We start from the raw sequence: 24,022 nt of genomic DNA, 5'->3' as shown, positions 1-24,022 counted from the left end.
GATTTCTAGGACTGAGGAGCAGATTGTACGCCAACAGATGACACCTGAAACTCTCCTTCAGGCACCAAGTGGACAGTAGATGTTGGAAATGCCACCTCCGCATTGTTCGACTCAATGATCTCCATCACCTTCAACAGAACATCCTCTTTTATTTCATGATACTCAATCCAATCAGTTGTTTTGGTAAAGGTATAGATAAAAAAGTCGAGCGAGGAAGGCGCAAATGTATTGAGGTTAACAATCATTGTTTGGTTTTGATCGATAGCCTCATGCCCCCTCAACATATTCTTAACATCTGTGACTATCTGGCGAACCGTAGCAACATCACAATAACGAACACCTACTGTCTCGTAGATACGTCTATTCGTCATACGTGATGGATTTTCGACCGAGATACTTGTGAAAGTCGCATTCGGAACGTATAGAGGACGCTTGTCGAAAGTACGTATGCGCGTTAAACGCCAACCGATGTCTTCAACTGTGCCCTCAATATTTTTATCAGGGCTTCTCACCCAGTCACCTACTTTGAAGGGCCGGTCAAGATAAATCATAAGCCCGCCAAAAAAGTTAGCTAACAGATCTTTCGCGGCAAAACCAACGGCAATACCACCAATCCCACCAAAGGCTAAAACCCCCGAAATACTGTACCCAAAGGTCTGTAAAACCACCAAACCAATAGTAATGATTAACGCCAACCTTACTAGCTTGCCCAATGCGCTTACGGTGGTTTCGTCCATACTGGTGTTAATTCCAACCGGATCAATCAGTGCTTTTTCGGTTAAACCGACAAAACGTACTAAGAACCAACCAATTAAGATAATAACGGAGACTTTTCGGATGGGAGTTACAACATCTAATAGTACAGTGCCTGTAGAAGCATCAATGACATCAAAGGCAAAACCGCCACCAATTACCCATACGAGAATAATAACGGGCTTGCGCATCGCCTCTATTAGCAGGTCATCCCAAATTGTTCGTGTTCTAGCTAAGGACTTGTGCAGACGGTTAAAAAAACGTCCCAGAATAAATGCCACAATGAGTGTCACCAGCACGATAGCAAAAACAACGACAATCCAAGCATTTTCCTGATTCAATGAGAAAGATTCAGTTATCCATTGTTGTATGGGTTGCGCTATCTCTTTACCATCAAATTCCATTACGCTAATTCCATTTCTACTTGCTGTTTAACATCAGCTATTCTCAGCTGATCTAATACTTTATTTTTATGACGCATCCGTGAAATACGTAAACTACGGTGACAAAGGCCGCCATCTTCCAGCGAATCCAAATACCCCAGCACTTGATCAGCAGCCTCCGGCTTATTACAGACCAACACCATATCGCAACCGGCCTTCAAAGCGGCCGCGGCTCTCTCTGGATATCCACCAGCGACAGATGCTCCCTCCATGCTGAGGTCATCACTAAAAATAACGCCTTCAAACCCAAGCTGTTGACGCAATACCTCTTGCAACCAAAATGGCGAAAACCCTGCGGTGTTTTCCGTTACCTGCGTATAAATCACGTGGGCGGGCATAATGGCATCTAAGCCTTGCTCAATCATGAATTTGAACGGCTGCATATCCTGCTGGGCAATCACAGAAAACGGACGCTCGTCTGTAGGAACCGCCAAATGCGAATCCGCAATAACCCAACCATGCCCAGGAAAGTGCTTACCGGTAGCAGCCATGCCTGCCGAGTGCATTCCTTTCATAAAAGCAGAGGCTAAGGCCATAACTTGTTCTGGTGTGGAACCAAAAGCGCGATCGCCAATGATTTGGCTACGCTCAAGATCCAAGTCCAAAACCGGCGCAAAACTGATATCAATATCCAGATCAATCAGCTCAGCGGCCATTAGCCAGCCAATCATTTCCGATAATGCGACAGCCTCTTTAGGTCTATCTAGCCAGCGATCCGCGATAACTTTCATGGCGGGCAAGCGCATAAATCCATCTCTAAATCGTTGTACCCGCCCCCCTTCCTGGTCAACTGCAATCACAATATCAGGCGCTACTTGACGTATATCGGCCACTAATGAGCGCAATTGTTGTTTGGACTGATAATTGCGCGCAAATAAAATTAATCCACCCACGTGCGGATGCTGTAGACGCTGGCGCTCCTTGTCGGTCAACTCATGACCTGCCACATCTAACATGACACAACCGGTACTCATCATGACTCCTCAATCAACAGCGGTGTCCCCACTGAAACACGATTAAATAATGTTAATAAATCATTGTTGCGCATACGGATACAACCATGCGAAGCAGGAACCCCCATAGGCTCTGTTTCCGGCGTACCATGTATGTAAATATAACGACGCATTGAATCGACATTACCCAAGCGGTTAACGCCAGGCTCGCAGCCACTGAGCCACAAAATACGTGTCAGTATCCAATCTCGTCCAGGGTTAGATTGCGCAAGTGCTGAAGAGTAAATTTCCCCTGTAAATCGACGGCCAATAAACACAGCGTTTTCTGGAAGGCCCGCACCAATTTTAGCGCGAATAATGTGTAAACCACGTGGGGTACAACCGGAACCGGTTTGTTCTCCGGCGCCATTAGCGGCGGTTGAAATAGAAAACCGGGTCGTTCGACCCGGCTCAATTAAGGTTAGCTGCTGCTCTTTTATATTAAGATGCAGTTTCATCAAGTAATCCCTGTTTAATCCACTATAGGGTGGATTCTATCAGAGCCTGCAAAAATGTGTTTGTTCCGAACGCGCCATAAATCCGGCGGATATCACGGGAATCATACGATGGAAAATAAGTTCGATTTCTATATCTTTGTTTAAATCGCTCTTTTCAATGCGCGCAATGGTATGAATATTTGAAAAAGTAAATACCATAGAACCTAATAAAAAATGCAATCGCCAAAAGAACTCATCATCATCCATTGGCGAGGAATCTTGACGCAAGAGTTCCAAAAAAACAGCCAAACGGCTACGATACAAACCCAACAAATAGGTGCGCAGCTCTTCTTGATTTTTCATGTAAGCCAGATCAAGCAGCCGCGAGAACATCGATAAAGCATGAGTGTTATGGTTATGCACTTGCAATAACCCACGCATTAGCATTTCTATCAATTCGTTGAGCGTAACGGTATCGCCACTGTTTAATGAAAGCCGCTCATGAATAGCATCTTCAATATACTGACAAAGAGGATGCAAGTAACTTTCCGCTACCGCTTGAATAAGCCCTTGTTTAGAACCAAAGTGATAATTTACCGAAGCGAGGTTTACATCAGCTGCTGTTGTGATTTGCCGCATCGTCGTTTCTGCAAAGCCTTGTTCTGCAAAAAGGGTTTCAGCGGCAGCTTGTATTTGCCGAGCAGTTTTGGATTGCGACAAGCCCGAGTCTCCGATCAAATAGTTGTTTTAAACATACATAAAAAACAATAGACCATGTTTTAAAAAAACACCAAATTTACGTATGCAATCAACTATTAACGGGACAAGAAACGGCTATTTGAGACGCGCTCCCAAATTTTAGAAAAAACGCCATCCGCTGTTTTAATTGACAGCTCACTCAAGCGCTCTTGCAAAGATTTTTTAACTTCATAACGCACCTTGTAGACATCAGCGTTTTCGCAAGCAGCCATGATGTAATCATCACTGGTTGCTAACTGATCAACCAACTTCAGTTCTAAGGCCCGTTTACCAAACCACACTTCACCCGTAGCGACGACCTCAATGTTCATTAAAGGACGATACTGGCTTACAAACTCTTTAAATAATGCATGTGTATCTTCAAGCTCTTCTACGAACTTCTCTTTACCTTTTTCAGTGTTTTCACCAAACATGGTTACGGTGCGTTTGTATTCACCCGCCGTGAACATTTCGAAGTCAACATCATGCTTTTTAAGCACACGATGAAAATTAGGTAGTTGAGCGATTACACCTATCGAACCAACCAAAGCAAACGGCGCTGCTAGCAACTTATCGGCTAAACACGCCATGAGATAACCGCCGCTGGCAGCCACTTGATCGACGATAATTGTTAGCGGAATACCTTTGGCTTTAATACGCTCAAGCTGAGACGCGGCTAAGCCATAGGTATGGACTAATCCTCCTGCACTTTCTAAACGAAGCACAACCTCATCTGTTGGTCTAGCAAAGGTTAAAATGGCAGAAATTTCTTCACGCATTGGCTCAACATCGCTAGCATGCACATCACCATCAAAATCCAACACGTAGACCCGTTTCTTTTCTACATTGTCTTGGTCATTAGAAGGCGGAGCCTTCTTTGATTCCTTTTTGCGCTGTTTAGCTTCTTGTTTTTCTTGCTTTTTCTGAAGTTTAAGCTGTTGTTTGTATTGATCTTTATCTAGCACAGCCGCTTCAACCGCATCCTTCATATCGTCATACACGTCATTCATCGAGGTGATTTCAACTTCACCATCACTGTTATCACGACGTCCACGTGCACTAATAGCGATAATCCCTGCTAAAGCAATCAATATAGTTACCAATACGGTAAGAGCTTTGGCAAAAAACAGACCGTACTCAAAGAAAAATTCAGACAACTTCCACTCTCCAAAAAATTTTGCGCTGGGTTCCAGCAATCAGTCGCGTAATGTAACACAAGCGAGATAAGCAATGACACAAAAGCCGCCTAGACCCTGATATACTCCGCACTATCTCATGTTGATGTTTTAAGGAAAAGTTTGTAATGAGTAGCGATATTACCGTTGAAAAAGTAATCAGTAAGCTAACATCTCGCTTTCAACCCGATGCCGCAAAAGGCATGAGCAGTGTTTTTCAATTTGTTTTAGAAGATGGCGACGACTTTTTCATTCATATCGATGATCAAATGTGCACACCAGAATACGGACAACATGACGACCCCTCTATTGTGCTTCGCATGGACAGTGCAACATTTATACGGGTAGTTACAGGGCAACAAGACGGCATGAGTGCTTTTCTCAAAGGTAACTTACGGGCTGAAGGGAATGTCATATTGGCGACTAAACTCAGTAAGCTATTTAAGGCCTAGCGCGTAAATACCGTAGCCGCAATTTTCCGCGCACAGCCAATAAAACCGTTATTACACTTTACCTAACATAAAATGTTCGATTAAGGCATATGATATTGCAAATGACGGAGGCAAGTCGGGCATATGATCTCGGTGATACCAATGCGCCTCTTCTATTTCAACACCATCAGGCGCTAACTCACCGCCTGCGTATTCAGCGAAGTAACCCAACATCAAAGCATGAGGAAAAGGCCAAGATTGGCTTTGATGATAGCGCACGTTTTCTACCTGAATACCCACTTCCTCCATTATTTCTCGATGCACCGCTGCCTCGGCTGTTTCACCTGCCTCAATAAAACCGGCTAAGGTGCTAAAACGCCCAGGTGGAAAATGAGGTGAGCGCGCGAGCAGACAGCGATCCCCATCAGTTACCAGCACAATAATACACGGAGAGATACGCGGGTACTGAACTAACCCGCAGGCAGCGCAGTGTTTCGCCAAATCAACTGAATGGTGTTCCATAACACCGCCACAACGCCCACAAAAACGATGCTGATCATGCCACACCGAAATTTGTGAAGCGCGCGAAAAAATAATGTACTCAGCTTCACTAGTAGCTTCACCCAGAAGCTTGCGCAGATTCAAAGGGCTGTACAGCTGACTGCCCATCTCGTTTAAAACAACCACACTGTAAAGGGTATTCTCTAACTCCCCGACGGCGTAGACGGCTTCAGCTTCCGCTAATTGAGCACTGGAAAGTTCTACAACAGCACTCCCCGTTTGCGTTTCCAGCAAAGCGCCATTGACTGCCATAAAATACTTATTAACCAAAACACACCCCAAAACCAATACTTTTGTTCTAAATCAAATAGTTAACATTTATGGACAAAAGCCTAAATGACAATTCAAAATTATTACTTATGATGCACGAGCTTAGCTCTTTTTACAGAAAATTGTTCAGGTTTCAACCATCTACTGCTAGGCTAGCTCGCGCTTTATGTTCAACAAGTGAACAAAAGTCTGTTCATTAATAGGAAGATGACCCATGACCACCACTTTTTCTCAGGCAATTATGCGGAATTTCCTCGGGAATTCGCCTGTCTGGTATAAGCAAGCTATTATTGGCTTTCTAATCCTTAACCCAATTTTATTAATGGTAGCAGGCCCTGTTACTACTGGTTGGGTACTTATTTTTGAATTCATTTTCACATTGGCTCTTGCGCTTAAATGCTACCCTCTTCAACCCGGCGGTTTACTGGCCATAGAAGCTATTGCTATTGGGTTAGCGTCACCTGAGAGCGTATACCATGAAGTCAGTGGCAACCTGCAAGTTATCCTTTTACTTATGTTTATGGTGGCAGGGATTTACTTCATGCAGGGGATGTTATTGTGGATCTTTACAAAAATTTTGTTAAACGTCCGCTCTAAGATTTACCTTTCTTTATTATTCTCTATTTCTTCGGCTTTTTTATCTGCTTTTTTAGATGCACTGACTGTAACAGCAGTTCTAATTAGTGTCGGTGTTGGTTTTTACTCTGTTTATCACAAAGTAGCTTCTGGCAAGCATAGCGACCATGCGCATGATCACGGAAACGATGACGCCATCCACGAAGTCAATCGCAGCGAGCTAGAAGACTTTCGCGGTTTTTTACGCAGCTTACTCATGCATGGGGCGGTCGGCACAGCGTTGGGTGGTGTATGCACCCTAGTTGGGGAACCGCAAAACCTGCTTATTGCAGAAAAAGCGGGTTGGGACTTTATTACCTTTTTCACACTAATGGCCCCTATCACCATGCCTGTTCTCGCTGCAGGTTTGCTAACATGTGTCTTACTCGAAAAAACAAAAGCCTTCGGATATGGCGCGAAACTGCCCGATAACGTTCGCGCTATTCTGGAAGACTTTGCGGCTAAAGAAGATGCTAAACGCACATTACGTGATAAAGCCCAACTAGGTGTTCAGATTGTAGTCTCTATATTTCTTGTATTTGCATTGGCACTTCATTTAGCCGAGGTAGGCTTGATTGGTCTCACTATTATTATTCTGCTTACAGCCTTCAACGGCGTAGTAGAAGAGCACCAAATCGGCAAGGCATTTGAAGAAGCGCTACCCTTTACAGCACTACTGGTTGTCTTTTTCTCGATCGTGTCTGTCATACACGATCAGCACTTGTTCCAACCTATCATCCATGCTGTTCTTTCAATGGATATTGATGCACAACCCGGTCTATTCTTTATCGCCAACGGCGTTTTATCAGCCATTAGTGACAATGTATTTGTAGCAACCGTTTATATTAATGAAGTAGTAGCAGCGCTTAATGCAGGCGAAATTACTCGCGAGCACTTTGATGCGCTTGCCATTGCCATCAATACAGGGACCAACATCCCGAGCGTTGCCACTCCCAATGGTCAAGCAGCATTCTTATTTTTGCTCACCTCTGCACTTGCTCCATTAATTCGTTTGTCATACGGAAAAATGGTCGTTATGGCTTTGCCATATACAATCGTGATGAGTTTAGTCGGCTATTCAGCTGTTGTTATAGCTCTTTAATACAGACACACAAAAAAGCGGGCATTTACGCCCGCTTTTTTGTGTTTTGTTGTGCTAACCTTTAACGACAGAAGCCTCATCAATCGTGTGCCACAAGCATTGCCCATCTACTTTTTTATCCAACTTTCTTAAAAAAGCTTCGTGGGCCTGCAACTCACTGTCATCCGCTTTTAGCACTGTTAAACCTTGCGCTTCTTCTCCTACTCGTTTGAGTACAACAACATCGTCACCACCGTCTCCATCCTCATCCGCGAGCATCAAAGATCGCTGCCCACCAGTTAACGCTAAATAAACATCGGCCAGAATCTCGGAGTCGAGTAACGCGCCATGCAATTCGCGGTGCGTATTATCAATACCATAACGTTTACATAACGCATCTAGGTTATTCTTTTGCCCCGGATGCTTTTTTCTCGCAACTAATAATGAGTCAATCACTGAGCAGACATCACGTATCTTAATGTCTATTCCATTACGCGCTAGCTCAGCATCCAAGAAGCCAATATCAAATGCTGCGTTATGAATAATTAGCTCGGCACCGGTCACAAAGTCTAAAAACTCTTGGGCAATACCACTAAATTTGGGCTTATCCGCCAAAAACTCATTGGTAATGCCGTGCACAGCCATAGCCTCAGCATCTATCTCGTGATCAGGCTTTATATACTGATGGTAAGTACGTCCTGTTAATCGGCGACGCTCCATTTCAACGCAACCAATTTCAATTACGTTATGGCCTTGTGACCACTCTAAACCCGTTGTTTCTGTATCCAATACTATTTGACGCATCGTGCTTATGCCTTTTGAATAATCTCTTCAACACCACGGTTAGCCAATTCGTCAGCTAACTCATTCTCTGGATGGCCCGAGTGGCCTTTTACCCAGCGCCAATCGATAGTGTGCTGCTGTGTTAGCGCATCTAATTGTTGCCAAAGGTCTGCGTTTTTGACCGGCTTTTTGGCGGCAGTCTTCCAACCGTTTTTTCGCCACCCAGTGATCCACTCGGTAATACCTTTGCGAACATATTGAGAATCGGTGGTTAAAATAACGTGGCAATTGCGCTTTAGTTCGGCCAACGCTTTGATAGCAGCCATTAATTCCATACGGTTATTGGTAGTGTCTAACTCTCCACCCCATAACTGCTTTTCTTTCTCACCATAACGCAAAAGGGCTCCCCAGCCCCCCGGGCCTGGGTTTCCTTTACAAGCGCCATCGGTGTAAATCTTAACGGGTTCCACGTGTTTGACCTCTTGTTGCCGGTTCGACTACCGGTAATTTAATAAAACGACGGGAACGTTTTCTATTTTGAATCACCCGCATACTACCTACATCTTTTCGAGCAAGCACAACATTAAACGCTCCGGCTCCTGGCACAAATCGTTTTAATACTGGCTCGACCCACTTAAAACGCTGGCGAATAGTATCCGTTTGGTAAGGCGGGTAAAAGTAATGACTTTCGGCTTTAACCTCCGTTAGCTCCAAAAGGCTAATCCAATCACTTAAACGGCCATGACCAATGAAATGCGCATGATGCCAGATTGGCTTTGTTTGTTTACGACTAAGTTTGCGGCGTAACCCCCACCAAGACCATGGATTAAATCCGACTATGACTATGTAACCACCTGGGCGCAATATACGTGAAGCCTCACGCAATACCTGATGAGGCGTAGAAGAGAAATCCAGAGCATGGTGCAAAATCACAACATCAATACTGTTATGCTCTATCGGTAGCTCATTGCTTTGCGCAACAATGCTAAATGGATGCATTCCGAGCTCTAAACGGTGATAGACAATGACCTTATGCGGAACCGTACTTTTTTCGGCTACATCTACTAGCGGATTTAAGCTTATTTGAGCCATATGGCTTCCATATAGACCAGACAAAATGCGATTTAAGACATCTTGTTCTGCTTCCCAAAGCTCATTGCCCAGGCCTTTGGATAGCCAAGAGCGAAGCGGGTCTGTTAACTCATCACTGCTGAGCTGTTGTTTAAACTTCATGAAAGCCCTGTATTGCGATTACCTGTAAAGATTTCCACATATTAACAGCCCACTCGCTTTAGGGTAATCTCTAGCTAATTAAAATTAAAGAGAGCCCAACATGTTGACTGTAAAACCCTTAGCTGCCTTTACGGATAACTATATTTGGCTACTAAAGCACGACGATGGGAAACACTGTGTCGTTGTAGATCCAGGTGATGCAAACGTTGTTATCGACGAGCTAACTAAAGAATCACTGATACTTAACGGCATTTTAATTACACATCATCATAACGACCATACTGGCGGTGTAGACGAGCTAAAATCACGTTATAAAGTACCTGTCTATGGGCCTGAAAACTCCCCTTACAAAGGTATAACCCAAACGCTAAGTGATGGGGACACGCTGATGATTTTAAACGAAAGCTTTAAAGTATTAGCTGTGCCCGGGCACACCTTGGACCATATCGCTTTTTATACCAACAGCACCCAAACGCCCAAACTATTTTGCGGTGATACCCTTTTTTTAGCAGGATGCGGCCGACTTTTCGAAGGCTCGCCTGCTCAAATGTTAACCGCAATGGATAAATTTCGTGAACTCCCCCCCCAAACAGAAGTATACTGCACACACGAATATTCGTTAGCAAACCTAGCTTTTGCTAACGCAGTTGAACCCAATAACGGAAAAATTACTCAGACACTGAACCAATGCAAAAAACTTCGTGAGCAAAATAAGCCCACGCTACCTTCTAGCATAGAGCAAGAGTTAGCCATAAACCCCTTTATGAGGACGCGCAAACCCAGCGTTGTAGCCTCAGCCAAGGCGTACAAGGAAGTTTCAAATATGGATGAAGTTGCTGTTTTTTCGGCGATCCGCGAATGGAAAAATAGCTACTAACATTGACCTTAACCTGCGCCCTGATAAAATCGCGCGTTTAAATTGATGGATTAACTCATTATGCGTAGTCGTACACTCGCTCCTCTGCTAGTAATAGCTGGATTTATGTCTGGCTGTCAGATGTTTGAGCCTATTGAACAACCGACTGACGCTGGTGTTCTTAATCATGATCTCGAAACACCTCAGACCTCAATAACGGCTAAAAGTGCCCAAGAGAATCCACCAGGTCAAAAGCTGGCCTCTATCCAGACCATAGATCAGCTCGCCTCAGGCACTCTAATTTCTCCCCCCGACAGAGCTACACCACCCGTTGATGCCGTCTACCACCCGCCCGAGAGTGATAATCTTTGGGACATAACACGCAGCCATTTAGCTCTTCACAACGAAGCTCAACATGATGCCGTACAAATCCAGATAGACTGGTATCGTAAATACCCTGGGCACATGCGCCGCATCACAGAAAATGCATCTCGCTATTACTATTACATACTCAACGAAGTGCTCGAGCGCGGCATGCCAGCCGAGATCGCTTTATTACCAGCCGTAGAAAGCCACTTTGATGCAGATGCCTACTCCAAAGGGCATGCCGCTGGTATTTGGCAGTTCATCCCAAGCACTGCCAAATACTTCGGTATCAAGCGAACACGCTGGTACGATGGCCGCCGTGATTTAATCGACTCTACACGGGTTGCACTAAACTACCTAGAAAAACTAAATAAGCGTTTTGATGGCGACTGGTTGTTAACAATGGCAGCGTATAACGCTGGCGGCGGCACCGTATCTAAAGCGATTCGTAAAAATAAAAACCAAGGGAAGCCAACCGACTATTGGTCATTGCCTTTGCCTAAAGAGACACGCCTTTATGTACCTCGAATCCTAGCGATAGCATCCTTCGTTAGCGACCCAGATGAACATAATATGGAGTTACCGGCCATTCAGAATGAGCCGTATTTTGATATTGTAAAAACAAAAGGGGCTGTGAATTTAAAACAAGCGGCCAAGTTATCTGGCACGCGACTAGCTGAACTGCAGCTATTGAACCCAGGCTTTTCAGAGTTAAATACAGACCCTGCTGGCCCCCACCGATTGCTAGTGCCCGTCAATAAAGCCAACCAAATGATCGCGGCCCTCAATGGTACCTCTACAGGACAAATCACAGAGTGGGCAAGCTACACTATCCAAAGCGGCGACTCGCTCAGTACTATTGCAGATAAATTTGGAAGTTCAGTAGCCGACATAAAATCAGCTAACGAACTTAATTCAAATTTACTGATTGCAGGAAAAAGCCTAATCATTCCTCAATTAATTAACGACACGCAAACCAGCTCCGCCACCCAGAAAATTGCTAGCGCCTCTTCAACAACGCGCTTTAATGACAACAGCATTTCCCAGTACAAAATTAAGTCGGGTGACACGTTATGGTCTATTGCGCGTAAATACGGTGTAGAGCCGAGCACAATTGCGCAATGGAATAATATGGGCACACGCGATACTTTGGTCGCTGGGCGTTCATTACGTATCGGTAGCTTACCTTCCTCAATAGCACGAGATGAGGCAGAAGCGCTGCGCAAAATCGGTTACCAAGTACAAAACGGCGACTCTCTATCAGTTATCGCCTCACGTTATAACGTTTCCATCGATGATATTTTAGCTTGGAATAAAATTTCGGGTACATCCATCAAAGCGGGTCAAGAATTAACCCTCTTTGTTGATTAAACATATCTCTATTACTTTTTCTGTGGTTGTTCAGCTTAAGCTACCAACCACAGAAAAAGCCTCCTAACCCTGCCCATTCTGTCGTTTTGACAGCCTCTCCAGCAAGCTCAGTAGAACTATTCCTTTTTTTCCTACTCCATATCGGTATGGTAAAACATTGAATCCACTGATATAACTATTCACCTCATCCCTGCAAGGATCGTTTGGAAAAGAATTTATGCCGTCGTATTCATTGAAAAAGTTAATTGTTGTAGCTGGGTTGGTTTGCTATTCCTCATTTACTCTTGCCGCTCCTTCCCATGGTATCGCCATGCATGGCGACTTAAAGTACTCAAGTGACTTTACCCATTTTGACTACACAAACCCTGACGCCCCTAAAGGGGGCTCAGTGAAGCAATGGGCATTGGGGACATTTGATAGTTTTAATAGCTTTATTATTAAGGGGACTCCCGCTGACGGCTTAGGGCTTATTTATGACACCCTTACCTCGCAATCTACTGATGAGCCTTTTTCTGAATACGGGCTCATCGCAAAAACTATCGATGTCGCTGACGATAACAGCAGCGTTACGTTCGTACTCAATAAAAACGCTACATTCTCGGACGGCGAGCCGGTTACTGCAAACGATGTAGCCTTTACCTTTAAGACTCTGACCACCGAAGGTAGTCCGGTTTATCGTATATACTACGGTGATGTAAAAGACGTGGTTATCGTTGATGAGCATACGATCCGATTTGAATTTAAGAGCACTAAAAATGCTGAATTACCGCTCATTATTGGTCAGCTACCTGTACTGCCGGAACATTATTGGAAGGACAAAGACTTTAATGCGCCTACATTAGACAAACCTGTGGGTTCTGGCCCGTATATGCTAGATAGCTATGAAGCCGGCCGATCTATTACTTACAAGCGTAACCCGAATTACTGGGGTGCAGACATCCCGGTCAATAAAGGCCGCTATAATTTCGACTTCATTACCTACGATTATTATCGCGATACCACGGTTTCTCTAGAGGCCTTCAAAGCCGGCGAATATGATTTTCGCCAAGAAACCTCCTCTAAAAACTGGGCAACTAGTTACGTTGGCCCCATGTTTGATAACGGGCAAATTATTAAAGCCGAAATACCTCACAGCCGCCCTACGGGGATGCAGGCATTTGTATTCAATACGCGCCGTGATATTTTTAGCAACCCAGATGTACGTAAAGCGTTAAGCTATGCATTCGACTTTGAATGGACAAATAAAAATCTTTTTTACAGCGCATATGCTCGTACTAACAGCTATTTTTCCAACTCAGAAATGGCAGCAGAACAGCCCATAACCCCGCAAGAGACTGCCCTTCTAGAGCCATTTAAAGACCAGTTACCTTCCGAAGTCTTTACCGATGTATTTAAAGCACCGGTATATGATGGCTCGGGCAACAACCGTCGAGAGTTACGCACCGCTCTGCGCTTGCTCAAGTCTGCAGGATGGGAGTTAAAGAACGGCAAGCTTCTCAACAAAGAAACCGGACAAGCATTTACGTTTGAAATATTGCTAGTGCAAAAAGAATTTGAACGTATTGTGGCGCCAATGCTTAAAAACCTCAAACAGATGGGTATCGAAGCCAACATCCGTATTGTTGACGTGTCTCAATACATCAACCGCCTTCGCGACTTCGATTTTGACATGGTCGTCAGTTCATTTGGACAATCGTCATCACCCGGCAACGAGCAACGAGAGTTCTGGGGGTCTTATAACGCGGACATGAAAGGCAGCCGAAACATTATTGGTATTAAAAACCCAGTTATTGATGCGTTAATTGAAAAAATCATAGAAGCTCCTAGCCGCCAAGAGCTAGTCTACCGCACCCGTGCACTAGATAGAGTGCTGCAATGGAATTACTATGTGATCCCCCAATTCCACAGCACTAGTTACCGCATCGCTTATAAACCTTTCTTTGGCATGCCAAAAACTCGACCGTTATATGACATAGGCTTTGATACCTGGTGGGTTAAGGAACCAACGAAGTAATGACAGCCTATATTTTACGGCGCTTGATCCTCATTATTCCAACGTTGATAGGCATACTGACGATCAATTTCATCATCATACAGGCCGCCCCCGGAGGCCCGGTAGAACAAACGCTCGCCCATATGGAAGGGATGGCTAATTCCGCCATTCCCGGCAGCTCTGCTTCTGGCGATATGGCTTCTGGCGGTGAAAGTGGCTACCGCGCCGGACGAGGACTTGATGATAGGCTTGTCAAAGAGATCGAAGCACTATACGGCTTTGACAAACCCGCGTGGGAACGTTACTTCCATATGCTGGGCAATTACCTCACTTTTGATTTTGGTAAAAGCTTCTATAGTGACAAACCCGTCACCGATTTAATAATCGAGAAACTGCCTGTATCGCTTTCGTTAGGCTTATGGACCACGCTTATCACCTATTTGATTTCTGTTCCGCTTGGCATACGCAAAGCGGTCAAAGATGGTACGCCATTTGATGTCTGGAGCAGCAGTGTCATTATTATCGGCTACGCAATCCCCAATTTTCTTTTCGCTATTCTGCTTATCGTACTATTCGCTGGTGGCAGTTATTTAGACTGGTTTCCGCTGCGAGGCTTAACATCCCCCAACTTTGATGAGTTAACATTTGGGGGCAAAATAGCAGACTACTTTTGGCATATATCATTACCTGTTTTAGCTTCAGTTGTTGGCAGTTTTGCGACGCTAACCATGTTGACTAAAAACTCTTTTTTAGACGAAATTAACAAGCAATACGTCCTAACGGCACGAGCCAAAGGTTTATCAGAAGATAAAGTACTTTATGGGCATGTCTTTAGGAATGCCATGCTGCTTATTATTGCTGGGATGCCTGCCGCTTTGATTGGCATATTTTTTACCGGCTCTATGCTGATAGAAGTTATTTTTTCGCTTGATGGCCTAGGGTTGTTAGGCTACGAAGCCGTCATCAATCGTGACTACCCCGTCATTTTTGGCACCTTATATATTTTTACGCTGATAGGTCTAATCATGAAGTTAATAAGTGACCTGACTTATGTTGCCGTGGATCCACGTATTGATTTTGAAAGTCGGGAGTCATAACCATGAGCCCGATCAACCAACGTCGTTTAGCCAATTTCAAGGCCAATAAACGGGGCTACTGGTCACTGTGGATCTTTCTCGCGCTGTTTATATTTGCGTTGGGTGCAGAACTTGTGGCCAACGATAAACCGCTTCTATTGAAATACAAAGACGAGCTTTATGTCCCTGTCTTGTACGATTATTATGAAACTCAGTTCGGTGGAGACTTCGAATCTCCGGCCGATTACAAAGACCCCTATATTCAAGACCTAATCACACAAGAAGGCCAGGGATGGATAGTCTGGCCATTGATCCGCTATAACTATCGAACCATTAATTATGACCTTAGCGTCCCTGCTCCCTCACCTCCAACCAGCGAAAACTGGCTAGGTACAGATGATCAAGGCCGCGATGTGCTTGCTCGGGTGATATATGGGTTTCGGATATCAGTACTTTTCGCACTGGTTCTAACCATAGTCAGCTCTGTCATTGGCGTAATAGCGGGTGCTGTTCAGGGCTATTATGGTGGTAAGGTTGATCTATTCTTTCAGCGTTTTATCGAAATTTGGTCTGGCTTACCGGTACTTTTCCTCTTAATAATTTTAGCCAGTTTGGTCGAACCTAACTTTTGGTGGCTACTGGGCATTATGCTGCTTTTTTCGTGGATGAATTTAGTTGATATTGTGCGTGCAGAGTTTTTGCGTGGCCGAAACTTAGAGTACGTGAGAGCCGCAAGAGCGTTAGGAGCGTCCAATTCGACCATTATGTTCAAGCATATTTTACCTAACGCCATGGTTGCTACATTAACTTTCATGCCATTTATTTTTAATAGCGGCATCGTGACATTAACCGCACTGGACTTCCTAGGCTTTGGACTACCTCCTGGCTCAGCGTCCTTGGGCGAGCTAATCGCTCAAGGTAAAGATAACTTACAAGCTCCTTGGCTTGGCATAACCGCCTTTGTTGTTTTATCGATCATGCTCACTCTGCTTATATTTATCGGCGAAGCCGTCCGAGACGCGTTTGATCCAAGGAAGACCCTATCATGACTCAGATAACTGACAACCAACGGCCTCTAGTGGAAGTCGAAGACCTGAGCGTTCGCTTTACTCAAGGCGAGAAAACCGTAGATGCAGTCCAGTCTGTTAGTTTTACGATAGAGCCCGGAAAAACAACCGCGTTAGTTGGAGAATCTGGTTCGGGAAAGTCTGTTACCGCTTTATCGATCATGAGACTTCTTGCCTACCCCAAAGCATCCCACCCTTCTGGACGTATTCGGTTTAACGGCATTGATATTTTAAGCGCTACGGAATCTACATTGCGCCAACTTCGCGGTGGCAAAGTTAGCTATATCTTTCAGGAACCGATGACCTCGCTGAATCCGTTACATCGAATAGAAAAGCAGATTGGCGAAAGTATCACTCTTCATAAACCTCTTAATGCCACGCAGCTTAGAGAGCGTATTATTGAACTATTATCATTGGTTGGCATTCGTGACCCAGAATCACGACTAAAAAGCTATCCTCATGAGCTATCTGGCGGTCAACGCCAGCGCGTCATGATCGCGATGGCGCTAGCCAATGAACCCGAACTACTTATCGCAGACGAGCCAACCACAGCACTGGACGTCACCGTACAAAAGCAAATTCTTGAGCTACTAAAAGAGCTACAAGAAAAGCTGGGTATGGCAATTTTGTTAATCACACACGATCTCAACATAGTGAAGCATTACGCTCACCACGTGTGCGTGATGTATCAGGGAAAAGTGGTTGAAACAGGCCCTGTTGACGGCGTGTTTTCTTCCCCCGAAAACACATACACCCAAACATTACTCAACGCTGATCCCAAAGGTGCTCCTGCGCCAGTCGATGAAGATGCCCCCACAGTATTAGAAACGACCAATCTACGGGTATGGTTTCCGATTAAAACCGGCTTTTTTGGGCGTACAAATAGTTACATTAAAGCAGTTAATGACGTATCGCTGCACGTTCGCAAAGGTGAGACATTAGGTATTGTCGGGGAGTCTGGCTCGGGGAAAACAACCTTAGGAATGGCTCTACTTAGACTTATCAGCAGCAAAGGATCTATTAAGTTTCACCAACGCCCTATTGACTGTTTAAATCAAAAACAGATTAAGCCTATGCGTCGACATCTACAAGTCGTGTTCCAAGACCCGTACGGAAGCCTTAGCCCGCGCATGACAGTAGGTGAGTGTATTGCAGAGGGGTTGGATATCCACGGCATCTGCTCGCCTCAAGAACGTGAATCAAAGATTGCTAACGCTTTATCGGAAGTGGGGCTAGATTATAATGTCCACTGTCGATATCCCCATGAGTTTTCTGGCGGTCAACGCCAACGTATAGCCATAGCCCGCGCGTTAATTCTCAAGCCTGAAATCATTATTCTGGATGAACCCACGTCAGCTTTAGACCGTACCGTGCAAGTTCAAATTGTGGACCTACTTCGCTCTTTACAAGCTAAATACGACCTCAGCTATATCTTTATTAGCCACGACCTTACTGTTGTACGTGCCATGAGCCATCAAGTTATGGTCATGCAGCAAGGCAAAGTTATTGAACAAGGAAGTGCCCATAACATCTTCAAGCAACCACAACAGGCCTACACCCAACAACTGTTAGCCGCCGCACTCGCCTAACCGCGGTTAAGCCCCCCCTTAGGTTCGACAATCTTCACTTGTTTATTGATATGACCAACATACACGCAATAAAAAACCGGCTATAAAGCCGGTTTACATATGTTGTTTCATTAAGTATCTATCATTGCGCGCAAAGCATCGCCAAATCCAGATGACATCAGGTTGTTTTCTTACGTTTGTTTTGACGATGCATATCAACTACAACCGCAGCCACGATAATTGCACCTTTAATGATATCTTGATAGTAAGCATCAATACGTAAGAACGTGAAACCAGACAGCATAACCCCTAATATCAAGGCTCCAATCACTGTACCGGTAATGCGTCCACGCCCACCAGACAATGAGACACCACCGATAACAGCGGCGGCAATCGCATCCAATTCATACATTAGCCCCATACCGGCCTGTGCGGTTTTGATACGAGCAATGGCAACCATCGCCGCTAAGCCTGCTAGCAAACCCGCTATCATATAAACTTTAATTAGGTGCGCATCGATATTAATACCCGAAACACGAGCAGCTTGTGGGTTAGCGCCAATCGCATACGTAAACTTACCAAAGCGGGTGTAACGCATAACAACATGAAAAAAAGCAGCCACAAAAAGGAAAACAACAACAGGCATCCAGCGATCTAAACCATTACCTAACATTGCGAAACTATCGGTAAAGCCAGATACAGGGCTGCCATCTGTGTACCAACGCGCTACACCACGTGCCGATACCATCATACCCAAGGTTGCAATAAAGGGTGGAATCTTCGTTTTCGTGATCAACCAACCATTAATAAAGCCTGCAAGCGCACCGATCAGCAAACCTACCACAATAGGAACAATAAACGGCAAGTCCACCAAGGATGGATGAATGATCTTTGGCCAGTCACTACTTTGAGCGAAAGTAGCGGCAATCATCGCCGACATAGCAACCACAGAGCCCGATGATAGATCGATACCCCCAGTGATAATGACTTGTGTTACACCAACTGCGATGATCCCGATCACCGACACCTGTAGAATAATAATTTGTAAACGGCTCATGTTGGCCAAAAAGCTTTGCCCAACCAAAAACCAACCTAGCACTTCAAACAGAACAGAAATACCCACCAAAACCAAAAAGATACTAACCTCTGCGGGCAACTTCTTTTTTGTTACTTTTGGTGCTTGCGGCTCGTTACCTGCCATCGAAGGGCTGCTTGTTGTTGTAGTCATGTTAACCTCGTTATATTTCTTATAAGGCGGATTATTGAGCAGCCAGGTTCATAATAGTTACCTGATCAGCCTGTTCCCTATCGACAATGCCTGTTATGCGTCCATCATGCATAACGAGCACCCGATCACTCATCCCTAGCACTTCGGGCAGCTCAGATGAGATCATGATTACGGCTACCCCTTTATGGGCTAACTGTGTAATAAGTGTATGTATTTCAGCTTTAGCGCCCACATCAATACCGCGGGTAGGCTCATCTAAAATCAGTATGCGAGGGTGAGTCAGCAACCAGCGCGCAATCAGTACTTTTTGCTGGTTACCACCAGAAAGGTTTTCAATAGTCTCTTCCATGTTGGGTGTTTTAACGCGCAATTTTTTGCACATTTCCTCACTTTTAACAGCCAACTCCGCTTCGGAAACAAAACCACCATTAACGAAATTTTCATGAAGCACGGCTGATTGGACATTCTCTTGTATATCCAAAGGAAGAAAACACCCCGTTTCTTTGCGGTCCTCAGTAAGAAAAGCCATTCCTTGCAAGATGGCATCGTGAGGATTAGCAATTTTCACCTTCTCACCCAAAATGGAAATGCTCCCCCTATCCGCTGGCGTAACACCAAAAAGCGCCTCTGCCACGTTTGAACGCCCCGAGCCAACAAGGCCTGCAAAGCCTAGGATTTCTCCCGCGCGAACATCAAACGAAATATCAGAAAACACACCGTCTAGTGTTAAGTCTTTTACGGATAAAACAACATCCCCTATTTCGACTTCTTCTTTAGGAAACATCTGAGTAACATCTCGACCAACCATCATTCTGATAATATCGTCACGTGTTACATCAGTTGATAAATGAGTCGCTATATATTGCCCATCACGAAAAACTGAAAACTCATCAGCAATCTCGAACAGCTCATTCATTTTGTGTGTGATATAAACGATCCCTATTCCACGCTCACGAAGACCCCGAATAATCTCAAAAAGATGGGCGACCTCAGTTTCAGTAATTGCAGATGTCGGCTCGTCCATAATGAGTACATCCGAATTAAAAGACACTGCTTTTGCAATTTCGACCATTTGGCGGTTTGCAACAGTCAGCTCACCAATTTCAACTTCAGGATCAATCTGGATATTCAACCGCTCAAACAACTCAAGTGTCATGCGGTTCATTTCATCGTGGTCCACTAAACCAAACGAATTTTTTGGCTCACGACGTATCCATATATTTTCTGCCACTGTCATTTGATTCATAAGAAGAAGTTCTTGATGAATCATGGCTATCCCAGCTTCTTGCGCCATTAAAGGGGTTTCTAATTTAAGTGGCTTACCATGCAAGCGCACTTCACCTTGATCTGGCTGATAAATGCCGGCAATAATTTTCATCAAGGTAGACTTACCGGCACCATTTTCACCCATCAGAGCATGCACTGTGCCTGGACGAACTTTCAGCTGAACATCATCTAAAGCTACAACACCCGGAAATTCTTTTCGGACATTAACCACTTCTAGAACATATTCAGTCTGTGATGATGCAGGAATTGCGCTGCTTTCAGACACCAATCCCACTACTGATGCGCTAGTCATAACGCAATCCCTCCATTTTATTATTGTTATTTACTTGTTGAGGTACTCTTCAAGATTAGCTGGTGTGACTAGCTCAAATGGAACCCAAACTTTCTGATCAACATCTTCACCTTGAGCAAGCTTAACAGCCGCCTCTAAAGCACCAGAACCTTGACCGACAGCACTTTGATAAACCGTTACATCTAAGTCACCGGCTTTCATAGCCGCTAAGGCGTCAGGTGTTGCATCAATACCTGCAACAACAACGCTATCCATAGAGCGACCGGATGCTTTAAGTGCCTGAATCGCACCAATTGCCATTTCGTCGTTATTGGAAATTACTGCATCAAACTCAAGGCCCGCTGATAACCAGTTGGTCATCAAATCATTACCTTCTACACGGGACCACTCAGCCGTTTGCTCTGCAACAATTTCCATGCCGGAACATTCTTCAGTTTCAATCACATCATGGATATCTTTTGTACGTTGCAAAGCTGCTTGGTTAGATAGCTCGCCCATCATCACCACAACCTTGCCCTTACCGCCCAGCAAGCGGCAGACCTCTTGGGTTTGGAAAGTGCCTGAGTCGACCTCGTTTGAAGCAACAAATGCTTGGTTGTCCGGCAACATATCGATATTAATAGGTTGGCGGTTTACATAAATCAAAGGGATACCAGCGGCTTCTGCATCACTACTCATAGAAACCGTAGCGTCTGTATCAACGGGGTTAACAATGATGGCGTCAACGCCGGAAGCGATAAAGTTTTGAATCTGGTTAAGCTGAGTGCCGACTTCATTTTTACCATCTTCGATCTGAACATCAACGTTCTGCTTTTCAGCTGCATCTTCAATGCCGTTACGAAGAGCGGTTAAAAAATTATCATCAAACAATGCCATTGATACACCGACTTTTAAATCAGCCGCTGACACAGAAGTAGAGATAATTGCCGTAGCTAATGCAGTAAGAGCTAGTTTTTTCATCTTATTTTTATCCTCTTTTAGATGCCCGGTTGCACCTATATTTTTATTATTAGAACCGGAGAAGCATGACTTGCTTACAAGAGATCCTTAGAAGCAAGTGACTGCAACAGTGGCTCTTTATATATTCAAAACCCAATACATTCATTCCAATAAAAGCATAAGTTAGAACATACATTCCAATTTGAACCGATTAGGGGCTTTTGTCAACCCTAAATTGTTAAATAGAAGGCCAGCAAAGAGTCTGACAGCCTGCTTACCAGATACTCCCCCGCCCCTAAATAGGTAAAGCCCCTTTATTTTAGATCATCGCAGCTAAAACCGATGAATAAGTACATTTATCGAGAAAGATCTTGGTAAAAAAATACCACCAACAAGAAAAATAGAATATTCCATTTTTTATTTGTTCTATTGCGATAAAAACATCAAATAATTCTAAATATGCTGAAAATGATGTTTTTTGATGTGATTTCATCAAAAAAAGAAAGGTTTCGTTGACTGGTTTCGTTTTAGAAAACTACTATCGGCCCACACAATAACTCTAACAAAGCAGATTAACGCCTCACTTTTTATAAACGACAAGGCGTTATCATCACCGCAGGAAAAAACTATGTCTACAGTATCTCCACGCTACGGCTTAAACCATATGGTTTGTCCATCATTAACTATTCAACAACTTATTGAAACCGCACATCAATTAGGTGTTGAAACCGTCGAGTTTCGTAACGATATCGGCACCAATAGCCTAACTGACTTCGCCACAGCTAAAGCAGCTGGAGAGCAAGCAAAATCACTCGGAATTACCGTTCTCAGCATTAACGCTCTGTACCCTTTTAACATCTGGAATACTGATCGGGCTACCCAAGCAGTAGAAATGGCCAAGGTTGCACAAGCCTGCGGCGCTGTTGGCCTGGTCATGTGTCCCTTAAATGACGGATCTTACACACAAGCAACGCCGCAACGTTTTGACATGTTGAAAGAGGCGCTACTAGCCATCACGCCTATTTTAGAAGACCACAACCTGATAGGTTTTATTGAACCCCTTGGCTTTCCTATCTCATCTTTGCGCACAAAACGCGAGGCCGTTGAGGCCATAGAAGCTATTGGCCAAAGCAGCCGCTTTAAGCTAGTGCATGACACTTTCCATCATCGAGGCTCTGGCGAGAATGACTATTTCCCTAACCATACAGGGCTGGTTCATATCTCAGGGCTTGAAGATCAAGACATTTCTTTTGATGACATGCTAGACAGTCATCGATTACTAGTAGGTCCTAAAGACCGTCTTGGAAATGTTGAGCAGTTGCATCAACTCCATACAACTGGTTTTAACGGTCCAGTCTCTTTCGAGCCTTTTTCTGAACAGGTTTGGGGGCTGAATGACCCCGCCACCGCTGTCCTCGATAGCATTCACTACCTAAACGACGCTCTCAACAGATAACGCTTTAGTCAGACCAACAATAAGAAAGAGAGGTAACTATGCAAATCGCACTTGACCCTTATATGCATCGTCACTTATCACTCAGTGAGTTATGCAAAGCCACAAAAGAGATGGGATACGATCATATAGAACTATCGCCCCGAGCTGATTTTCTACAATGGTGGACCCGACCTCGCGTGTACCCTGAGCGCTTAAACGCTTTTAAAAAAGCATTGAAAGATCATGAATTAACGGTTTCAACATTGCAGCCTATGTATCGCTGGTCAAGCCCATTTGAAGACGAGCGTAAAATGGCAATAGACAATTGGAAACGAACGATCGAAATAGCGGTAGAGCTAGACTCCCCTTTGCTAATTTCCGAGTTTGGCCGCGGCGGCTCACCAGAACGATCACTCAACGATACTCTTGGCATTCATAGCGCTGAAGCGTGTGAACATGCCTTTTGGCGCTCAATGGATGAGCTAGTACCTATCCTGGAGCGCGAAGGTCTGGTTTTAAGCATAGAGCCTCACCCTGAAGACTGGGTTGAGACAATGGAGCCAGCCATAGATATTATCCGCACAATCAACTCCACCTCGGTTAAAGCCTCGTATATTGCGCCGCATACTTTTTACTATGGCGATGATTTAGCGGAGACCATTCGTATGACCCAAGGTGAGCTAGTTCATGCTCGCGTTGCGGATACATTCAACCACAAAGCTTCGTCCCAACTTAGATATATTGTTAACCCACCAGGATCGACAGCGCGCGTCCATCAACACTTAGATATGGGTGAGGGCGAAATTAATTGGGATACCTTTTTTAAAACTCTCAGCGAAATTGGTTTTGATGGCGTGTTATCCAGCTGTGTTTTTGCCTGGGAAGAACGCGCAGAAGACTCATCACGCTTCATGCGAGACGAAATACAAACCTACGTAGATAAATACTGGAAATAAGAGCACACAACCAATTACCTGCCTCGACACACCTCCACGGCGACGAGGCTTTTTCCTCATAAAAATAAAGAGAACC

Annotated in this window: 22 protein-coding genes; 10 read left to right on the top strand and 12 right to left on the bottom strand. The window is 44.5% G+C overall.

The genetic code is table 11. The annotated features are described in order from the left end of the window. Positions 1–5 precede the first annotated feature (5 nt). The 5 genes from OW491_RS07040 to sohB form a co-directional block, all read right to left on the bottom strand. Entirely contained in the window at positions 6–1,157 is a 1,152-nt protein-coding gene (locus OW491_RS07040; protein WP_215151900.1) for a mechanosensitive ion channel family protein, read from the bottom strand. Further along, complete coding sequence (gene nagZ / locus OW491_RS07035) at positions 1,157–2,170, bottom strand: beta-N-acetylhexosaminidase (protein ID WP_290035325.1); 1,014 nt, start codon at positions 2,168–2,170, stop codon at positions 1,157–1,159. The genes OW491_RS07040 and nagZ overlap by 1 nt, the downstream gene beginning before the upstream one ends. Beyond that, on the bottom strand, positions 2,170–2,646 hold the full coding sequence (locus tag OW491_RS07030) for a L,D-transpeptidase (protein WP_075172446.1): 477 nt from the start codon (positions 2,644–2,646) through the stop codon (positions 2,170–2,172). Before OW491_RS07030 ends, nagZ begins: the two co-directional genes overlap by 1 nt. Before the next feature lie 39 nt (positions 2,647–2,685). After that, positions 2,686–3,345 (bottom strand): TetR/AcrR family transcriptional regulator, encoded by a 660-nt coding sequence (locus OW491_RS07025; protein WP_290035323.1) that lies wholly within the window; start codon positions 3,343–3,345, stop codon positions 2,686–2,688. Positions 3,346–3,440: 95 nt separating this feature from the next. After that, a complete protein-coding gene (gene sohB, locus OW491_RS07020) occupies positions 3,441–4,520 on the bottom strand; it encodes a protease SohB (protein ID WP_290035321.1) in 1,080 nt (359 codons plus the stop codon). A gap of 146 nt (positions 4,521–4,666) precedes the next feature. Between sohB and OW491_RS07015 the strand changes: the two genes are divergently transcribed. Next, positions 4,667–4,990 carry an SCP2 sterol-binding domain-containing protein gene (locus OW491_RS07015; RefSeq protein WP_290035320.1) on the top strand — a complete coding sequence of 108 codons (324 nt, stop codon included), beginning with the start codon at positions 4,667–4,669 and terminating at the stop codon, positions 4,988–4,990. 51 nt (positions 4,991–5,041) lie between these two features. On the opposite strand, the gene nudC is transcribed toward OW491_RS07015, so the two are convergent. Next, positions 5,042–5,800 carry an NAD(+) diphosphatase gene (gene nudC / locus OW491_RS07010; RefSeq protein ID WP_290035319.1) on the bottom strand — a complete coding sequence of 253 codons (759 nt, stop codon included), beginning with the start codon at positions 5,798–5,800 and terminating at the stop codon, positions 5,042–5,044. 214 nt (positions 5,801–6,014) lie between these two features. Here nudC and nhaB point away from each other — a divergent pair, with 214 nt between their 5' ends. Beyond that, the gene (gene nhaB, locus OW491_RS07005; protein WP_290035318.1) at positions 6,015–7,517 is read left to right on the top strand and encodes a sodium/proton antiporter NhaB; all 1,503 of its coding nucleotides are present in this window, start codon (positions 6,015–6,017) and stop codon (positions 7,515–7,517) included. 54 nt (positions 7,518–7,571) lie between these two features. On the opposite strand, the gene dnaQ is transcribed toward nhaB, so the two are convergent. The 3 genes from dnaQ to OW491_RS06990 are packed head-to-tail and all read right to left on the bottom strand — an operon-like array spanning position 7,572 to position 9,512. Beyond that, complete coding sequence (gene dnaQ, locus OW491_RS07000; RefSeq protein WP_075172451.1) at positions 7,572–8,300, bottom strand: DNA polymerase III subunit epsilon; 729 nt, start codon at positions 8,298–8,300, stop codon at positions 7,572–7,574. 5 nt (positions 8,301–8,305) lie between these two features. Continuing rightward, positions 8,306–8,749: a ribonuclease HI gene (rnhA, locus tag OW491_RS06995; protein ID WP_075179044.1), complete on the bottom strand. Its 444-nt coding sequence runs from the start codon at positions 8,747–8,749 to the stop codon at positions 8,306–8,308. Further along, a complete protein-coding gene (locus OW491_RS06990) occupies positions 8,736–9,512 on the bottom strand; it encodes a class I SAM-dependent methyltransferase (protein WP_215151905.1) in 777 nt (258 codons plus the stop codon). The genes rnhA and OW491_RS06990 overlap by 14 nt, the downstream gene beginning before the upstream one ends. A 100-nt stretch (positions 9,513–9,612) precedes the next feature. Between OW491_RS06990 and gloB the strand changes: the two genes are divergently transcribed. The 6 genes from gloB to OW491_RS06960 all read left to right on the top strand — a co-directional run bounded on the left by gloB (position 9,613) and on the right by OW491_RS06960 (position 17,830). After that, entirely contained in the window at positions 9,613–10,389 is a 777-nt protein-coding gene (gene gloB, locus OW491_RS06985) for a hydroxyacylglutathione hydrolase (RefSeq protein WP_215151906.1), read from the top strand. Positions 10,390–10,449: 60 nt separating this feature from the next. Further along, complete coding sequence (locus OW491_RS06980; protein WP_290035313.1) at positions 10,450–12,105, top strand: LysM peptidoglycan-binding domain-containing protein; 1,656 nt, start codon at positions 10,450–10,452, stop codon at positions 12,103–12,105. Positions 12,106–12,322: 217 nt separating this feature from the next. Then, the gene (locus OW491_RS06975; RefSeq protein ID WP_290035312.1) at positions 12,323–14,119 is read left to right on the top strand and encodes an extracellular solute-binding protein; all 1,797 of its coding nucleotides are present in this window, start codon (positions 12,323–12,325) and stop codon (positions 14,117–14,119) included. Then, positions 14,119–15,195, top strand: coding sequence for a microcin C ABC transporter permease YejB (locus tag OW491_RS06970; protein ID WP_178968894.1), 1,077 nt, complete (start codon positions 14,119–14,121; stop codon positions 15,193–15,195). Before OW491_RS06975 ends, OW491_RS06970 begins: the two co-directional genes overlap by 1 nt. After that, positions 15,192–16,223 (top strand): ABC transporter permease, encoded by a 1,032-nt coding sequence (locus OW491_RS06965; RefSeq protein WP_075179047.1) that lies wholly within the window; start codon positions 15,192–15,194, stop codon positions 16,221–16,223. The genes OW491_RS06970 and OW491_RS06965 overlap by 4 nt, the downstream gene beginning before the upstream one ends. Next, the gene (locus tag OW491_RS06960) at positions 16,220–17,830 is read left to right on the top strand and encodes an ABC transporter ATP-binding protein (protein ID WP_290035308.1); all 1,611 of its coding nucleotides are present in this window, start codon (positions 16,220–16,222) and stop codon (positions 17,828–17,830) included. Before OW491_RS06965 ends, OW491_RS06960 begins: the two co-directional genes overlap by 4 nt. A gap of 157 nt (positions 17,831–17,987) precedes the next feature. Here the strand turns inward: OW491_RS06960 and OW491_RS06955 are convergent, their stop codons facing one another. From OW491_RS06955 to OW491_RS06945, 3 genes are read right to left on the bottom strand one after another with little or no spacing between them, the layout of a single operon-like run. Next, positions 17,988–19,037 carry an ABC transporter permease gene (locus OW491_RS06955; RefSeq protein ID WP_075179049.1) on the bottom strand — a complete coding sequence of 350 codons (1,050 nt, stop codon included), beginning with the start codon at positions 19,035–19,037 and terminating at the stop codon, positions 17,988–17,990. Positions 19,038–19,068: 31 nt separating this feature from the next. Next, a complete protein-coding gene (locus tag OW491_RS06950; protein ID WP_290035305.1) occupies positions 19,069–20,616 on the bottom strand; it encodes a sugar ABC transporter ATP-binding protein in 1,548 nt (515 codons plus the stop codon). Between the two features lie 30 nt (positions 20,617–20,646). Then, positions 20,647–21,576 (bottom strand): sugar ABC transporter substrate-binding protein, encoded by a 930-nt coding sequence (locus tag OW491_RS06945; protein WP_075172462.1) that lies wholly within the window; start codon positions 21,574–21,576, stop codon positions 20,647–20,649. A gap of 607 nt (positions 21,577–22,183) precedes the next feature. Between OW491_RS06945 and OW491_RS06940 the strand changes: the two genes are divergently transcribed. Both OW491_RS06940 and OW491_RS06935 read left to right on the top strand, forming a co-directional pair. Next, positions 22,184–23,011, top strand: a complete 828-nt coding sequence (locus OW491_RS06940; protein WP_290035303.1) for a TIM barrel protein — start codon at positions 22,184–22,186, stop codon at positions 23,009–23,011. Positions 23,012–23,049: 38 nt separating this feature from the next. Continuing rightward, complete coding sequence (locus OW491_RS06935; protein WP_075172464.1) at positions 23,050–23,946, top strand: sugar phosphate isomerase/epimerase; 897 nt, start codon at positions 23,050–23,052, stop codon at positions 23,944–23,946. Positions 23,947–24,022: the final 76 nt, after the last annotated feature.

This window comes from Neptunomonas sp. CHC150 (genome assembly GCF_030397555.1).
Lineage (GTDB): Bacteria > Pseudomonadota > Gammaproteobacteria > Pseudomonadales > Balneatricaceae > Neptunomonas > Neptunomonas phycophila.
The sequence above is the reverse complement of the archived record's forward strand: the minus strand, read 5'-3'. Positions and strand labels throughout refer to the sequence as shown.

Excerpts from the sequence above, each read along its gene's own strand:
- OW491_RS06960 (WP_290035308.1), top strand. The coding sequence starts at position 16,220 with ATGACTCAGATAACTGACAACCAACGGCCTCTAGTGGAAGTCGAAGAC.
- OW491_RS06970 (WP_178968894.1), top strand. The coding sequence starts at position 14,119 with ATGACAGCCTATATTTTACGGCGCTTGATCCTCATTATTCCAACGTTG.
- OW491_RS06955 (WP_075179049.1), bottom strand. The coding sequence starts at position 19,037 with ATGACTACAACAACAAGCAGCCCTTCGATGGCAGGTAACGAGCCGCAA.
- OW491_RS06935 (WP_075172464.1), top strand. The coding sequence starts at position 23,050 with ATGCAAATCGCACTTGACCCTTATATGCATCGTCACTTATCACTCAGT.
- OW491_RS06940 (WP_290035303.1), top strand. The coding sequence starts at position 22,184 with ATGTCTACAGTATCTCCACGCTACGGCTTAAACCATATGGTTTGTCCA.
- OW491_RS07015 (WP_290035320.1), top strand. The coding sequence starts at position 4,667 with ATGAGTAGCGATATTACCGTTGAAAAAGTAATCAGTAAGCTAACATCT.
- OW491_RS06950 (WP_290035305.1), bottom strand. The coding sequence starts at position 20,616 with ATGACTAGCGCATCAGTAGTGGGATTGGTGTCTGAAAGCAGCGCAATT.
- OW491_RS07030 (WP_075172446.1), bottom strand. The coding sequence starts at position 2,646 with ATGAAACTGCATCTTAATATAAAAGAGCAGCAGCTAACCTTAATTGAG.
- OW491_RS06975 (WP_290035312.1), top strand. The coding sequence starts at position 12,323 with ATGCCGTCGTATTCATTGAAAAAGTTAATTGTTGTAGCTGGGTTGGTT.
- nagZ (WP_290035325.1), bottom strand. The coding sequence starts at position 2,170 with ATGAGTACCGGTTGTGTCATGTTAGATGTGGCAGGTCATGAGTTGACC.
- OW491_RS06990 (WP_215151905.1), bottom strand. The coding sequence starts at position 9,512 with ATGAAGTTTAAACAACAGCTCAGCAGTGATGAGTTAACAGACCCGCTT.
- OW491_RS06980 (WP_290035313.1), top strand. The coding sequence starts at position 10,450 with ATGCGTAGTCGTACACTCGCTCCTCTGCTAGTAATAGCTGGATTTATG.
- nhaB (WP_290035318.1), top strand. The coding sequence starts at position 6,015 with ATGACCACCACTTTTTCTCAGGCAATTATGCGGAATTTCCTCGGGAAT.
- dnaQ (WP_075172451.1), bottom strand. The coding sequence starts at position 8,300 with ATGCGTCAAATAGTATTGGATACAGAAACAACGGGTTTAGAGTGGTCA.
- gloB (WP_215151906.1), top strand. The coding sequence starts at position 9,613 with ATGTTGACTGTAAAACCCTTAGCTGCCTTTACGGATAACTATATTTGG.
- OW491_RS07040 (WP_215151900.1), bottom strand. The coding sequence starts at position 1,157 with ATGGAATTTGATGGTAAAGAGATAGCGCAACCCATACAACAATGGATA.
- OW491_RS06945 (WP_075172462.1), bottom strand. The coding sequence starts at position 21,576 with ATGAAAAAACTAGCTCTTACTGCATTAGCTACGGCAATTATCTCTACT.